Source organism: Ochrobactrum vermis (assembly GCF_002975205.1).
Taxonomy (GTDB): Bacteria; Pseudomonadota; Alphaproteobacteria; order Rhizobiales; family Rhizobiaceae; genus Brucella; species Brucella vermis.
The window spans coordinates 2,157,489-2,171,767 of record NZ_PCOC01000001.1 but is presented as its reverse complement, the minus strand read 5'-3'; the positions used below and the strand labels follow the sequence as shown (position 1 = coordinate 2,171,767).

Here is a 14,279-nt window from a genome sequence, read left to right as displayed (position 1 = left end):
CTTACCCATGATGCCGTATGTTCCCCCTGTATTAATAAACCAAACGCTGAAAATTGTGCACAGGACTAAGAATACTGAGACCGAGACGGTGATACGCGTTCTCCTAGTCACCTGGAACCAAAGTAAGCTTCATTTGTTCTTCTTCTGTCACAAGTGCAGGAGTTTGACCAATGGTTGGCAGGCAGGCGGACGTCATCGTTCTGAGTGACGCAGATAGAAATTTCCTTGAAACTCAGGTGCGTCGGCATAGAGCGCCACGCTCCTTGTCAGATCGATGCCGGATGATATTGCTGTGCGCGCAGGGTTTGCAAAGCAAGGACGTTGCCGAACGCCTGGGTGTTCACGAGCACACTGTTGGCAAGTGGCGCCGCCGGTTCGTGCAAGATGGCATTGAAGGGCTGACAGATGAATATCGTACGGGTCGACCGCGAACTGTTTCAGACGCTCAGGTTGCTGAAGTTGTCGAGCGTACATTGAACACCACTCCCAAGGATGCCACGCACTGGTCCATTCGTTCGATGGCAGCTAACAGCGGCCTCTCGCATACCACCATCCGTCGGATATGGAGCGCATTTGGCTTGCAGCCGCATCGTGCCGAGACATTCAAGCTTTCCTCTGATCCGCTCTTCGTCGATAAAGTTCAGGACATCGTCGGCCTCTATATGTCGCCACCAGACCGGGCGATTGTGCTCTGCGTGGATGAGAAATCGCAAATCCAGGCATTGGATCGCGAGCAGCCTGTGCTGCCCATGGCGCCAGGTGTCGCCGAACGACGTACCCATACCTATGTCCGCAACGGCACGACATCGCTGTTCGCCGCGCTCGACATTGCCACTGGGGCGGTGATAGGTCGTTGCTACAAGCGTCACCGGGCGACTGAATTCCTTGACTTCCTGAAGCGGATCGACGCCGAAATGCCCAATGGGCCGGACGTGCATCTGGTAATGGACAACTATGCGACCCACAAGACGCCGAGGATCAAGGCCTGGCTCGCGCGCCGCCCACACTGGCATGTTCACTTCACACCAACGTCGGCATCCTGGATCAATCAGGTAGAGCGGTGGTTCGCAGAACTGACACGAAAGCAGTTGCAGCGCGGCGTACATCGTTCCACCGCAGAACTGGAAGCCGACATTGACACCTTCATCGAAATCCACAACGAAAACCCCACCCCATATAAGTGGGTCAAATCCGCCGACCAAATCCTCGCTTCGGTCAAGCGTTTCTGCCAAAAAACAATGAACCGAACTTCAGATTCAGGTGACTAGGGCTCCGTCTCAGTATGAGATAGGCGCTTACGCCAATGGCAGCAGATGAAACATAGGCGGCAATCATAAACGGCCCTTGTGGGAAAAAGGTGGAAGCCCGCGAAAGACTTACAGCGCGCTATCGCTGCGTTCAATAGCACCGCCATCGAGCGGGGTTTTCATTGGGAGCGTTCAGAGGGGCCAAACAATATATCATGGCACCTTAATGATGAAATCGCGCGCGTAAACTAAGAAGGGCTGCAGGGATATCTGTCTGGCTGTAAAATAGTCAGTTTGCTTTTTCTGGACCATCGTCCACTCGGGTTCTGCGTTTAGCCACTAATAGCGCAAGCGCTACACCACCAACTATTCCGATAGTGGCGATCAATAGACGTTGGCTCAATGGCTCACCCAAGATTAAAACACCACCCAGTGCTGCGATAGAAGGCACGGTCAACTGTACTAAAGCGGCCCGTGTACGTGAGAGTTCGGGTAGCACATTGTACCAGATCGTATACCCCAAACCTGAAGCAATAGCGCCAGAAACTACTGCATATGTCGCTCCGGCAAGGGTTGGATTGAACTTCAATAAACCGACAATAATCATTATGATCCCGACTGGCAGGCATCGGACAAAATTGCCGGCGGTATCGAACAGTGGAGATTGCGACCCTCTACCCAAGAGGCTATAGGCTGCCCAAGAGAGGCCTGCGCCCATCATTAGCACAGTTCCCGAAAGTTTAGGCGCCACAAGTCCAGGTGAAATCAAATATAAGAGTGCCAGGAACGCAATTGCAATTCCCATCCATTCCAAAATCGCGGGTCGGTCACCCCAAAAGATTGCCCAAGCTATCATTCCGATCTGAACGCTAGCGAAGAGAATAAGGGCACCTGTAGCCGCGCCAATCATCACATAAGCTGTGGAGAAAGCGCCAGCGTAAAATAATAACGCAAATGCTCCTGACCAGTTACCCATGCCCGAAATTAGCGTGCGTCGAGATGTGATACATGCCAATGCAAAGAGCACAACCGCACCTGACACCAAGCGCAGGCCAGTGTAAGAAAGCGGATCGATGTCACCATTCGAAAGCGCAAGCCTTGCCAAAAGTGAATTTGCGGCAAATGCCAGCATCGAGATGGCCGTCAGTATGGCAATCCTCATTTAGTAGAGATAAGCACCATTATTTCTTATGGACAAGCGAGACGATTGGGCATTCAACTGTTGTTGTCAGACCTTTTTTTACAAAGGCGCTTAAGCCAACCGCTGAAAAATGTGAAGCGATTGAAGGATTGAATAAAGAAGCTGACGGGTTGATTGAAGAGGCAAGCGGAACGGCCCTCGATGCTGGTCTGTTGGCCGCCCTTCATACAGTAGAGCACTGCGAAATTTCCAGGTATGGCTCGCCGAGGGAATGACCCAAAGAACTGAGATACTCAGAATCCCAAATTTTGCTGACCCAGATTCTGGATCAGGAAAAGCCCACCAACAACAAGCTCACGAATTTGGCAATCAGCCAAATTAATAAGGCGTAGTTTTTGGCTACCTGTGACGGGAAGCGGCCGTCCTTCCTGTCTTCTTTGTGCGCACTTCTCGAAAAACCCTAAAAGAAGTTCGCAAATGCACGCTGCTTTATCGGTAGCCAGTCACCCTACAAGGCAATCAATGCCATCGCTCTTTAATAGCCGCAATTTCAGCAGAAGGCTGAAGAGCTGGAAGAGAAGTACACAAAACAATTTGCCTAATTGCCCGCGTACTGGCCCCGCTTTCTAAGCGGATAGCCGTAATTGAATGATGCGCGTTCGAGTCGCGCCGCGGGCTCCATTATCCCGGCCTCACCAGCCGGCGAGCAAAGTTAAATATTCTAACTTTGCTACCACAACACGAGGAGACAGCCCCCTATCCAAAATTGGATACGGGTAGCCGAAACCCGGTTTACCAGCCGGGACAGGTGAACGGGATCCGGTCACCAGCAGGCCATTGCATCCATTTTTGGATGCAGACCAAAAACACGAGGAGCGAGAATGCCCATCGCGGCCACCGTCGGGTCGCAAACCTTTGCCGCAGCGCCGCGATGGGCAGTTATTCACAGTTATGACAAGGGGAGAAAAACGGAAAAAACTCAATGAAAACAAAGGATATGGCGGAGAGAGCGGGATTCGAACCCGCGATACGGTTCCCCGTATACACACTTTCCAGGCGTGCGCCTTCAACCACTCGGCCACCTCTCCATCCGCCTTGCTGTCGGGAAACCGCGTATCGCGGCAAAAACTGACTGCAAACGATGCACCGCTTTTCGAAACAGGCGCTGGTTAATCGCCAACTAGCGGGTGCGGCGCGAATATAGCCAGAAAATGCATATGTTCAACAGCTATTTGCAAGTTTTTGCGTCTAAATCACCGGGCCTGTGCAAAGAACGGTATGTGTGGCGTAACCATATGTAATTATGTGGTTTTATTTTAATCATGCAATTGTGTTGCTGCATGGCTTTGAGTCTGATGGGCTCTATGTGCTATGCTTTAGCAACATCAAAAAGACAAATCTTCGGACGACGGGACTGAAAACGGGTGCCGAGATCAGGGTAGGAATTCCGGGGCAGAGAATCGTGATCCGATTTGTATTGCGTAGTTTTGCGGTTGTTTTTCTGGCTTTGGCCGTGATTTTCGCGGTCCTTGATGGCGCGCGTTCCGTTGGGGCATCGCAGTTCATGGCAAAACCACTTCTGTCCATGTGGTTGCGCAACGCGCCCGAGACATTGGCCGATGCAGAAACCTTCGTGACACACTATATAGGGGCTGGAGCCTGGAACGCCGTCTGCATTCCGCTGCTTGAGCAGCCGGGCTGGCTCCTCTTCGGCGTTCTCGCCCTTTTATTCTATGCAATCGGTCATCGTCGGGAGCGTCCTCTGGGACGCTTCACCGCTCGATAATCAGGAGGTGGAGACCATGAGTTTCTTGGACAGCTATCGCAAGAAGACGCAGATGCCTTCGTCGGATGAGGCTTTGCCCGGACGTGCGCAACCGATCCCGACAGCCGCCACGCACTTCGTCAACGGTCGTCCGCTGAAGGGGCCTTGGCCGGAAGACTACAAGCAGGTTCTGTTCGGAATGGGCTGTTTCTGGGGTGCCGAGCGGCTGTTCTGGCAGGTTCCGGGCGTTTATGTCACCGCTGTCGGCTATGCGGGCGGCACGACGCCCAACCCGACCTATGAGGAAACCTGCACGGGACTGACCGGCCATGCCGAAGTTGTGCTGGTCGTATATGATCCGAAGGTCGTGAACCTTGATGAGCTGCTGACCCTTTTCTGGGAAGAACACGACCCAACCCAGGGCATGCGGCAGGGCAACGATATTGGCACGACATATCGTTCGGTCATCTATACTTTCGACAAGGCAGATCGTGATGTGGCGGAAAAGAGCCGTGAAGCCTATTCGCAGGCGCTTGTTGCCCGTGGCCTCGGTCCGATCACCACGGAAATCGAGGATGCGCCTGAGCTCTATTATGCCGAGGACTATCACCAGCAGTATCTGGCGAAGAACCCGAATGGTTACTGCGGATTGCGCGGTACCGGTGTGAGTTGTCCGATTCCGCTGGCGCAATAAGCAGGCTGTAATCGACAGATCGCGCGGTTCTTACCGCGCGATTTTCTTTTCAAGAATCAGCATACCGGCATCGTCGCCTTCCAGCGGCTCGAAATCGCTCCAGCCGATCTGCCGATAAAGGTCCGGCTTGTTTGTATAGAGGTAGGCTTCCCCATAGCCATGCTGTCTGGCCGCATCCTCAACGGCGCCCACCAGGCTCTTGGCAATGCCTCGACCGCGATAATCGGGCGCGACGAACACGCTCGCCACCCATGGCTTCAGATGTGGATGGGTTTCAAGATCGCTGTGAATCAGAAGGGCAAGCCCGGCGGGTTGCCCGTTCCACAGTGCGACCCTTGCCACCTGTCCATCGTCTTCGCGGCAGATGTCGCGGAAAGCCTCGGCTGTCTGCTCGAGGGATGAGCCGGTAAATTCGCCCCATTCCGCATGGTTCCATGCAGCGCAGATGGATACGAGATCGGGGCGGTCGGCGAGGGAAACGATCTGAAGCATGGTTTTACCAGTGCGGTGGCTTGGTGACCGGCACGTCCGGCGCGGTCTGTTCTTCCAGTTCCAGAAAGCGGTCGGTCAATGCACCGAGTTTCTTGGAAAGCTGATCTATGGTTTTCCATTGCTCGGCCAGAACGGATGACAATTCATCAATTGTCTTTTCCTGTTCGACTACGCGAATTTCGAGCTCGGTCAGGCGCTGGTCCGGTGTCATGGCTGGCTTCCGTTGGTATTTGGGTATTGGTATTTGGGTATCGGTGGTCAGGGTGTAGCCGCTTTCGATCTATATCGGAAGTACGGTATCACATCATTGCGTCAGCACGAGTGTACCGTTTGAAACTTCATAGTGGCGCAGACGCTTCAGAAAGCTCATGCCGAGAAGCGTGTCGGACAGGGCGTCGTCATGCAGGACCATGGCTTCCACATTCTCAAGCCGGACACGTCCGATCTCGATGCTCGACAGGATGGCGGATGCAGCGACGGTTTCGCCGTTGGCGGTCGAGACGCGATATTTGAAATCGGCGGGTTTGAGCGAAAGGCCGATGCGCCGCGCAGCGCTTGTGTTGATCGCAACGACACTCGCCCCCGTATCCACCATGGCGCGAAGGGATTGACCGGCAACTTTTACGTCCGTGATGAAATGACCGCGACTGTCCGGCGCGATCTGTGTGCGGCGTCCGCTATAGGCAGAAGGGTTCTGTTGGGATGACGTGGAGTGTGTTGCCGTCGCGGCTTGCTCGACCGTTGCCGACTGGAACTTCTCGAAGAGAATCGGAAAAGCCGTGGCCAGTCCCGCCAGCATCAGAACAATAAAGAAAATCCGCGCCATGCTTACCCCGCTTTTAAAAAACGAGAGTATCCGGCGCGGATTACTGTCTGGTTACGTTTTAGCTTATTTCGTGCCGTACATGCGGTCGCCGGCATCGCCGAGACCAGGAACGATATAGCCTTTTTCATCGAGGCGTTCATCGATGGAAGCCGTGAACACGTCGACATCTGGATGGGCCTCGGTAAAGCGCTTGATGCCTTCCGGTGCGGCCAGCAGGCAGAGGAAGCGGATATTGGTCGCGCCGCGTTCCTTCAGCTTGTCGATGGCTGCGATTGCCGAATGCCCGGTGGCCAGCATCGGATCCACCACGATGATGAGGCGGTTGACGATGTCTTCCGGAGCCTTGAAGTAATATTCGACCGGCTGCAGCGTGTCGTGATCGCGGTAGAGACCGATATGGGCGACGCGGGCCGCTGGCACCAGATCGAGCATGCCTTCCAGAAGGCCGTTGCCCGCACGCAGGATCGAGGCGAAGACGAGCTTCTTGCCTTCAAGGACCGGCGCATCCATCGGCATCAACGGCGTTTCGATCGGCATGGTGGTCAGTTCTAGGTCGCGCGTCACTTCATAGCAGAGCAACAGCGATATTTCCTTCAGCAGCCGCCGGAAGCTGGCTGTGGACGTTTCCTTCTTGCGCATGATGGTGAGCTTGTGCTGGACAAGCGGATGGCTGACGACTGTAACGCCCATGATCTTTCCACTTTTCTTGTTATCTTTTTGACTTTAGCGGCAGATTGCGCCGGAGAAAACGCGTGGCGAGCGCGCACGCACAGTTTTATGTCTCTTTGGCCATTTTTCAACGCCAACGCAAGCGAGTGGATTGAATTTGACGTTTGAATCCCGGCTGACACATATGCTTGCCAGTGGTCTTTTTGATTTCAACATTTGCTCGGCGCTTGAGCCGGGGGATGCAAATGTTGGAATCAGACCACCAGTTCAATGGCTGAGATCACAAAAGGGGTAGTGATAAAACGTCTGTGCTTGTATCGTTCGGCACAAGCTTTATATGCATAACCGAAAATCATTTTCGTCAGACTATTCAAAAAGCAGGATGAGCTATGAGCCAGCAGAACGGCAATGCAGACCGCGTCGGCGCACAAGGTGGCATGGAGCATTCATTCGGCTTCAAGGCGGTTGACGAAAGCGAAAAGCAGAGCCTGGTTAACGACGTCTTCCATAAGGTCGCCAGCAAGTACGACGTGATGAACGATCTCATGTCTGCGGGTATGCACCGCGTCTGGAAAGATGCGATGATTGCATGGCTGGCGCCGTCGAAGCGCCCCGGCTGGACCTCGCTCGACGTTGCAGGCGGCACCGGTGATATTGCCTTCCGCATTGTCGAGGCTTCCGGTCGTCAGGCCCATGTCACCATTCTCGATATCAATGGCTCGATGCTCGGCGTGGGGCGTGAACGGGCGATCAAGAAGGGCCTTGCGGATAATCTTGAATTCGTCGAGGCAAATGCCGAAGAGCTGCCTTTTGAAGATAACAGTTTCGACGCTTATACGATTGCCTTCGGCATTCGCAATGTTCCGCATATCGACAAGGCGCTGTCTGAAGCCTATCGCGTGTTGAAGCCGGGCGGTCGTTTCCTCTGCCTCGAATTCTCCGAGGTTGAATTGCCGGTTCTCGACAGAATCTATGATCAGTGGTCGTTCCACGCCATTCCGCGTATCGGCAAGATGATTACCGGCGATGCGGATTCCTACAGCTATCTGGTTGAATCGATCCGCAAATTCCCCAAGCAGCAGGATTTTGCCGCGATGATCGGGAAGGCTGGTTTCGAGCGCGTGAGCTATCGCAATTTCACTGGCGGCATTGCCGCGCTTCATTCCGGCTGGAAGCTTTGATTGTGCCTGTGATGAATTGGGGTCAGGAACGGGGCATCGGGGCATGAGTAATTTGTCGGCCGCTTTCCGGTTGATGCGGGCTGGATGGATACTGACGCGCGAAGGCGTTATCAGCGCCTTGCCGGTGGAAGGGCTTTCCGGTCTTCCGGCGTTCGGGCACAAGATTGCAGGCATTCTGGCGCGCCCGCGTGCGCGGCACATGCAACGTTCCGAGCGCATGTCGCGGGCCATGAACAAGCTTGGCCCATCCTATGTGAAGCTTGGCCAGTTTCTGGCAACCCGCCCGGATATTGTCGGGCAAGATGTGGCCGCCGATCTGGAGCTTTTGCAGGATCGCCTGGACTTCTTCCCACAATCCGATGCGATTGCCGGTATTGAGGGCTCGCTTGGTCGCAAGATCGACGATCTTTACCTGCATTTCGATGCGCCGATAGCGGCTGCCTCGATGGCACAGGTGCATCCGGCTGAAGTCACGAAGGACGGCAAACCGCAGAAGGTTGCGGTCAAGGTTATACGTCCCGGCGTCCGCCAGCGTTTCGCCCGCGACCTTGAGGGTTTCTACATGGTGGCGCGCATGCAGGAGCGCCACGTTCCGTTTACGCGCCGTTTGCGCCCGGTTCAGGTTGTCGAGACACTGCAGCAGACCACTCGCATCGAGATGGATCTGCGGCTGGAAGCGGCCGCCCTTTCCGAAATCGCCGAGAACATCAAGGGCGACGAGGGTTTCCGTGTTCCCAACGTCGATTGGGAACGGACCGGTCGCGATGTGCTGACGCTCGAATGGATCGACGGCACCAAGATGTCGGATATTTCTGCGCTTGAAGCGGCCGGGTTCGATCTGAAGAAGCTTGCCGAAACGCTGATCCAGTCCTTCCTGCGTCATACGCTGCGCGATGGTTTTTTCCATGCCGACATGCATCCGGGCAATCTGTTCGTTGACCCGCAAGGCATCATCGTTGCGGTCGATTTCGGTATTACCGGACGGCTTAACAAGCAGCAGCGGCGCTTCCTTGCTGAAATTCTCTATGGCTTCATCACGCGTGATTATATGCGCGTGGCGGAAGTGCATTTCGAGGCGGGTTATGTGCCGCATACGCATGACGTGGCGAGCTTCGCGCAAGCGATCCGCGCTATCGGCGAGCCGATCCATGGTCAGCCGGCTGAAACCATTTCCATGGCCAAGCTGCTGACGCTTCTGTTCGAAGTGACCCAGCTTTTCGACATGGAGACGCGGCCGGAACTGCTGATGCTCCAGAAAACCATGGTTGTCGTGGAAGGGGTGTCGCGCACGCTCAATCCGCATTTCAATATGTGGAAAGCGGCCGAGCCGGTCGTCGGCGACTGGATACGCAAAAATCTTGGACCGCAAGGCATGCTTGTCGATGCGAAGGATAGCGTTTATTCGCTGCTTCATTTCACGCGAAAGACACCGGAACTTGTGGCGCGCGTAGAACGTGTTTCAGTGGCACTGGACGATATGGCCGCCAACGGTTTGCGTTTCGATGCGGCGACGGCGGAAGCTATCGGTCGTGCTGAAGCCAGGCATTCACGCTGGGGTCGCATTGCGCAGGTGGTGATTGCAATTTCGCTCGCGGCGATCGCGATTAAACTCTATCTTTGGCTATAAACTCACTTTTAAAGTGACAGATAACCCACGATGTGATTTCAATGATTGCACTTATAACGAGTGAGTGCAATCAGATGGCTAGCATTACCATCCGTAATCTCGACGATGCAGCGAAAGAACGGCTGCGTATCAGGGCAGCGCAGAATGGGCGCTCCATGGAAGAAGAGGCGCGGCTTCTTCTGGCCGGACTGAATGAAGCTCCAAAAGCTATTGCAGTGTCTTCAGGTGCGGGAGCTTCGCTGGCTGGCAGACGCATTCTTCTCATCATCGGTGGTGGCATCGCCGCCTATAAGACGCCGGACCTCATTCGGCGGCTGCGTGAGCGTGGCGCACATGTGCGTCCGTTGATGACGGCTGCAGCGCAGCAATTCGTAACACCGCTGACCATCGGCGCGGTTTCCGCCGATCATGTTTTCACCGATCTGTTCTCGCGAGAGGATGAGCAGGATGTCGGGCATATAAGGTTGGCGCGCGATGCCGATCTGATCGTGGTTGCGCCTGCAACAGCCAATCTGATGGCCAGGATGGCCAACGGCCTTGCCGACGATCTGGCAAGCGCGGTGCTGCTGGCGCGCAAAGTTCCGGTTCTGATTGCACCTGCCATGAACCCTGCCATGTGGGACAATTCCGCGACCCGGCGCAACCGCTTGACGCTGGAAAAGGACGGCGTGCATTTCATCGGCCCCGAGAAGGGCGAGATGGCGGAAAGCGGCGAAGCCGGTACAGGCCGGATGAGCGAGCCGTTGGCCATCGTGGCGGCAGTGGAAACGCTGCTGGCACCACAGGCAAAGCCTCTTGCGGGCAAAACCGTTGTCATGACCTCCGGACCGACGCATGAGCCGATCGACCCGGTGCGCTACATTGCCAACCGCTCGTCGGGCAAGCAGGGCCATGCCATTGCCGCCGCTCTGGCGCGGTTGGGTGCCACCGTGCATCTGGTGTCCGGTCCGGTCACCATTGCCGATCCTGAAGGCGTCGATGTCATTCAAGTCGAGACGGCGCGTGAAATGCAGGCTGCTGTGGAGCGACACCTGCCCGCCGATGCGGCAATCATGGTCGCAGCCGTTGCCGACTGGCGCACCGCCAATGAAGCCGGGCAGAAGATCAAGAAGAAGCCCGGAGAAGGCGCTCCAACGCTTGCCATGGTCGAGAACCCCGACATTCTGGCCGGTGTCGGCCATAGTGAAAAGCGCCCTGGTCTTGTGGTGGGCTTTGCGGCGGAAACGCAAGACGTGGCCGAAAATGCGCGAGCCAAGCTTGAGAAGAAAGGTGCGGACTGGATTGTCGCCAACGACGTTTCGCATGGCCCGGACGGCAGCAGCGTCATGGGCGGCGACAATAATCGCGTGCGTATTCTGAGCCGTTCGGGCATTGAGGAATGGCCGGAAATGAGCAAGGAACAGGTGGCTGAAAGGCTGGCGGCAAAAATCGCCGAACGGCTTCTGGAAGCGAAAGGCTGACTGTTCTTAGAAAAACTCGTCCAGCAGGCGGTAATAGGCGATCTTTGCATCGTCGATTGCAGGGCCACCATAGGTGTCGAGGAAGGGCTTTACCCATTCTTCGCCCAGATTGTAACGAATGCTCCAGCAGGCAAGTCCCAGATCCTGATGGCGGTCGGCAAGGCCGAGCCTGCCGCAGTCGATGAAACCGGTAAAGCCTCTATCGTCCATCATGAAATTGGGCAGGCAGGCGTCGCCATGGGTGACGACGATGTCTTCGCTTTTCGGCTTCTGCCGACGCAGTTCCACAAGCAGGTCCTGTGCGGTCTGTCCTTCGCGCTCGTTGTCAAAATCCTCCTCGTCGACTGCACCTGCTTCGACGCGCTTGCGCGCATCTTCGATCCGGATATCAAGCCTGTGATCAAACGGACATAAAGCCGGGTCGATGGCGTGCATCGATTTCAGCGCGGTAGCCAGAACATGCACAATACGATCTGGCGGAACTGAGCCGACGGCGGAAGCGAGATCGATGCCGGGAAGCCGGGTCATCAGCAGGAGACTCTGCCCTGTTACGGCTTCAAAAGTGAGAACTTCAGGGCAGAGCAGATTCTGTTTTGCGAGCCAGCGAAGCCGCGCGGCTTCATCTGCCAGTTCACCGACCGGGCTTGCAGGTTCGATCTTCAAGACAAGAGGCTCGAGATCGAGATGATCGAGCAGATGGACACTGGCTGTTGAACGCCCCAGTTCGTCGTGCTCGCCGCCATAGCCCTTCAGTCGTTGCTGAAGGGCAGGAGATAGGTCGAGCGCTTTAAGAACCGGATCGTTCATGGCCTCACTATCGGGTCAAACCTTGTCGCGGACCTGATAGTCCTTGATGGTGGCAAAGCGGATATCCTTCCAGCGTTCAGCCTCGTAATTGAGCGAGAAGCCGTTCTGGGCGAGGAAGACCGGATCGTGGTCGAGGTCATGCGCGATGTCTGCACGGTGCGAAGCAATGAAGCGGTCGAGTTCTGACGGATCATCTGCCGTAATCCACCGGCAGACCGAGAAACGCGACATTTCAAAGCCAACCGGCAGCGAATATTCCACTTTCAGGCGTTCCGTCAGAACGTCGATCTGGAGAGCGCCGACAACACCGACAATAGCCGGAGAACCGTCATCCGGCACGAAGAGCTGCACGACGCCTTCTTCAGCCATCTGCTGCAACGCTTCGCGCAGCTTCTTGGCCTTCATCGCATCGTCGAGACGCACACGGCGCAGAATTTCCGGCGCAAAGTTAGGTACGCCGCGGAACAGGATATCCTCGCCCTCGGTCAGCGTGTCGCCGATGCGCAGCGTGCCATGGTTCGGGATGCCGACCACGTCGCCCGCAAAAGCCTCGTCGGCAATCTGGCGCGAGCGCGCAAAGAAGAATTGCGGCGCAGACAAGCTCATCGGTTTGCCGGTGCGCACCAGCTTTGCCTTCATGCCGCGTGAAAGCTTGCCCGAGCAGACACGCAGGAAAGCGATGCGGTCGCGGTGGTTCGGGTCCATATTGGCCTGAATCTTGAACACGAAGCCGGTCATCTTGTCTTCGGTGGAACCGACCATACGGGTGTCGGCTTTTTGATCGCGCGGGGCGGGGCCGAAATCGCAGAAGGCTTCGATCAGGTCGCGCACGCCGTAGTTTTTCAATGCCGAGCCGAAATAGACCGGGGTCATATGGCCTTCGCGGAAGGAGGCGAGGTCGAACGGACGGCAGACGCCGCGTGCCAGTTCGATACTTTCCAGCCAGGCTTCACGCTCATTTTCAGGCAGAAGTGCGGCGGCTTCTTCCGGGCCGCTGACCTTGGTTGGCTGCTCTTCATTGTCCTGACGGCGCATCGTATCGTTGTGCAGGTCATAGGTGCCTGCAAAGCTCTTGCCGGAACCGATAGGCCAGGTGATCGGGGCCGTGTCGAGCGCCAGCTTTTCCTCAATCTCGTCGAGGATTTCAAGCGGATCGCGTGCTTCGCGGTCCATCTTGTTGACGAAGGTGACGATCGGAATGTCGCGCATGCGGCAGACTTCGAACAGCTTCAGCGTGCGTGGTTCGATACCCTTTGCGGCGTCGATGACCATGACGGCTGAGTCCACTGCAGTCAGTGTGCGGTAGGTGTCGTCTGCGAAGTCTTCATGGCCCGGCGTGTCGAGCAGGTTGAAGATGCAGTCCTTGTATTCGAAGGTCATCACTGAGGTGACGACGGAAATGCCGCGGTCGCGTTCGATGTTCATCCAGTCCGAACGGGTCTGGATGCGATCCTTCTTGGCCTTCACTTCGCCGGCAAGCTGGATGGCGCCGCCAAACAGCAGCAGCTTTTCGGTCAGTGTAGTCTTACCGGCGTCCGGGTGCGCGATGATCGCGAATGTGCGGCGCTTGGAAACGGGATTGTCAGCGGGCATGAAGAAACTCGTGATGGCGAAACGTTGGGCTGCGCGTGAAAGCGCGCCGCGAAGATGTTGGGGAGCATCTAGCAGGACTTGGCCGAAAGGTCGAGTTCAAATGAAAAAGCGGCGCTGTGTGCGCCGCTTTGACTGTGATGCGCGGTGTTTATCGGCTCTTAATGCCAAGGCCGAAGGCGATGAACGACCAGCCCTGGAAGATCAGGTCTATCGCCAGGAAAAGCCCAAGAATGAACAGGCTGTTGACCGGCCATTGCATGGCGATGATGAGGCCCAGCAGCATGGTGATGACACCGGCTGCAACGATCCAGCCCCAGCCCGCCGACGGTTTCGACTTGAAGCCGAGCCAGATGCGGAAAGCACCCGAACCGAGGAGAGCTGCCGCCAGAAGGAAGGTCATTACACCAGCCGCCAGCACCGGATTGACGAAGGCGACGATACCGGCTGCCGTATAAAGCAGGCCGCTCAGGACCCAGAAGAAGAAGCTGCCCCAGGTTTTGACGCCGAACGCGTGAATGATCTCGATGACGCCGCCGATCAGCATCATCAGGCCCACATAGTAGACCGAGACCACGGTGGCCAGAACGAGGTTGCCGAAGGCGATGCCTCCGAGGATCAGCAGTGCCACCCCAAGGGCGACGAACCACCCCCACTTGCCGGTAAGTTCCTTTGGAAGGGTTGGGCGGTCGAAATCATTGTGAGCTGTTGCCATGAGTCGTCCCTCAAATTTTCATGCCTCGTGAACAATATAAGGCATGTCTGGAATTTGACCAGCTT

The 14,279-nt window shown here is 56.0% G+C and carries 14 protein-coding genes, 2 tRNA genes and 1 pseudogene; 8 read left to right on the top strand and 9 right to left on the bottom strand.

All coding sequences use genetic code 11. The features are described from left to right. The first annotated feature begins 170 nt into the window (after positions 1-170). Positions 171-1,268 carry an IS630 family transposase gene (locus CQZ93_RS10740; RefSeq protein ID WP_105541459.1) on the top strand — a complete coding sequence of 366 codons (1,098 nt, stop codon included), beginning with the start codon at positions 171-173 and terminating at the stop codon, positions 1,266-1,268. Between the two features lie 268 nt (positions 1,269-1,536). Here CQZ93_RS10740 and CQZ93_RS10735 read toward each other — a convergent pair whose 3' ends face one another. Next, the gene (locus CQZ93_RS10735; protein WP_105542550.1) at positions 1,537-2,409 is read right to left on the bottom strand and encodes a DMT family transporter; all 873 of its coding nucleotides are present in this window, start codon (positions 2,407-2,409) and stop codon (positions 1,537-1,539) included. A 92-nt stretch (positions 2,410-2,501) separates the two neighbouring features. Here CQZ93_RS10735 and CQZ93_RS10730 point away from each other — a divergent pair. Then, positions 2,502-2,780, top strand: a pseudogene (locus CQZ93_RS10730) (DUF892 family protein); the annotation flags it as partial. Positions 2,781-2,992: 212 nt separating this feature from the next. Then, positions 2,993-3,069 (top strand) — tRNA-OTHER (locus tag CQZ93_RS26615). Between the two features lie 317 nt (positions 3,070-3,386). Here the strand turns inward: CQZ93_RS26615 and CQZ93_RS10725 are convergent. Beyond that, positions 3,387-3,476: transfer RNA gene (locus CQZ93_RS10725), tRNA-Ser, on the bottom strand. Positions 3,477-3,850: 374 nt separating this feature from the next. On the opposite strand from CQZ93_RS10725, the gene CQZ93_RS10720 reads away from it, so the two are divergent. Together CQZ93_RS10720 and msrA are read left to right on the top strand one after the other, a co-directional pair. Beyond that, on the top strand, positions 3,851-4,174 hold the full coding sequence (locus CQZ93_RS10720; RefSeq protein ID WP_105543270.1) for a hypothetical protein: 324 nt from the start codon (positions 3,851-3,853) through the stop codon (positions 4,172-4,174). Positions 4,175-4,190: 16 nt separating this feature from the next. Further along, positions 4,191-4,847 carry a peptide-methionine (S)-S-oxide reductase MsrA gene (msrA, locus tag CQZ93_RS10715; protein ID WP_105542549.1) on the top strand — a complete coding sequence of 219 codons (657 nt, stop codon included), beginning with the start codon at positions 4,191-4,193 and terminating at the stop codon, positions 4,845-4,847. A 30-nt stretch (positions 4,848-4,877) separates the two neighbouring features. Here the strand turns inward: msrA and CQZ93_RS10710 are convergent, their stop codons facing one another. From CQZ93_RS10710 to upp, 4 genes are all read right to left on the bottom strand, one after another. Next, positions 4,878-5,339, bottom strand: coding sequence for a GNAT family N-acetyltransferase (locus CQZ93_RS10710; RefSeq protein WP_105542548.1), 462 nt, complete (start codon positions 5,337-5,339; stop codon positions 4,878-4,880). 4 nt (positions 5,340-5,343) lie between these two features. Further along, positions 5,344-5,550, bottom strand: a complete 207-nt coding sequence (locus tag CQZ93_RS10705; protein WP_105542547.1) for a SlyX family protein — start codon at positions 5,548-5,550, stop codon at positions 5,344-5,346. Positions 5,551-5,643: 93 nt separating this feature from the next. Next, entirely contained in the window at positions 5,644-6,165 is a 522-nt protein-coding gene (locus CQZ93_RS10700; protein ID WP_105542546.1) for a retropepsin-like aspartic protease family protein, read from the bottom strand. A gap of 63 nt (positions 6,166-6,228) precedes the next feature. Further along, the gene (gene upp / locus CQZ93_RS10695; protein ID WP_006467614.1) at positions 6,229-6,855 is read right to left on the bottom strand and encodes a uracil phosphoribosyltransferase; all 627 of its coding nucleotides are present in this window, start codon (positions 6,853-6,855) and stop codon (positions 6,229-6,231) included. A 368-nt stretch (positions 6,856-7,223) separates the two neighbouring features. Between upp and ubiE the strand changes: the two genes are divergently transcribed. The 3 genes from ubiE to coaBC all read left to right on the top strand — a co-directional run bounded on the left by ubiE (position 7,224) and on the right by coaBC (position 11,102). Further along, on the top strand, positions 7,224-8,015 hold the full coding sequence (gene ubiE / locus CQZ93_RS10690; RefSeq protein ID WP_105542545.1) for a bifunctional demethylmenaquinone methyltransferase/2-methoxy-6-polyprenyl-1,4-benzoquinol methylase UbiE: 792 nt from the start codon (positions 7,224-7,226) through the stop codon (positions 8,013-8,015). Positions 8,016-8,058: 43 nt separating this feature from the next. Then, the gene (gene ubiB / locus CQZ93_RS10685) at positions 8,059-9,642 is read left to right on the top strand and encodes a 2-polyprenylphenol 6-hydroxylase (protein ID WP_105542544.1); all 1,584 of its coding nucleotides are present in this window, start codon (positions 8,059-8,061) and stop codon (positions 9,640-9,642) included. 74 nt (positions 9,643-9,716) lie between these two features. Then, the gene (gene coaBC / locus CQZ93_RS10680) at positions 9,717-11,102 is read left to right on the top strand and encodes a bifunctional phosphopantothenoylcysteine decarboxylase/phosphopantothenate--cysteine ligase CoaBC (protein WP_286153053.1); all 1,386 of its coding nucleotides are present in this window, start codon (positions 9,717-9,719) and stop codon (positions 11,100-11,102) included. 6 nt (positions 11,103-11,108) lie between these two features. On the opposite strand, the gene CQZ93_RS10675 is transcribed toward coaBC, so the two are convergent. The 3 genes from CQZ93_RS10675 to CQZ93_RS10665 form a co-directional block, all read right to left on the bottom strand. Continuing rightward, the gene (locus CQZ93_RS10675; RefSeq protein WP_105542543.1) at positions 11,109-11,909 is read right to left on the bottom strand and encodes an APH(3')-II family aminoglycoside O-phosphotransferase; all 801 of its coding nucleotides are present in this window, start codon (positions 11,907-11,909) and stop codon (positions 11,109-11,111) included. 15 nt (positions 11,910-11,924) lie between these two features. Continuing rightward, positions 11,925-13,502: a peptide chain release factor 3 gene (locus tag CQZ93_RS10670; RefSeq protein ID WP_105542542.1), complete on the bottom strand. Its 1,578-nt coding sequence runs from the start codon at positions 13,500-13,502 to the stop codon at positions 11,925-11,927. 148 nt (positions 13,503-13,650) lie between these two features. Next, positions 13,651-14,214, bottom strand: coding sequence for an HdeD family acid-resistance protein (locus CQZ93_RS10665; RefSeq protein ID WP_105542541.1), 564 nt, complete (start codon positions 14,212-14,214; stop codon positions 13,651-13,653). Between the last annotated feature and the right edge of the window lie 65 nt (positions 14,215-14,279).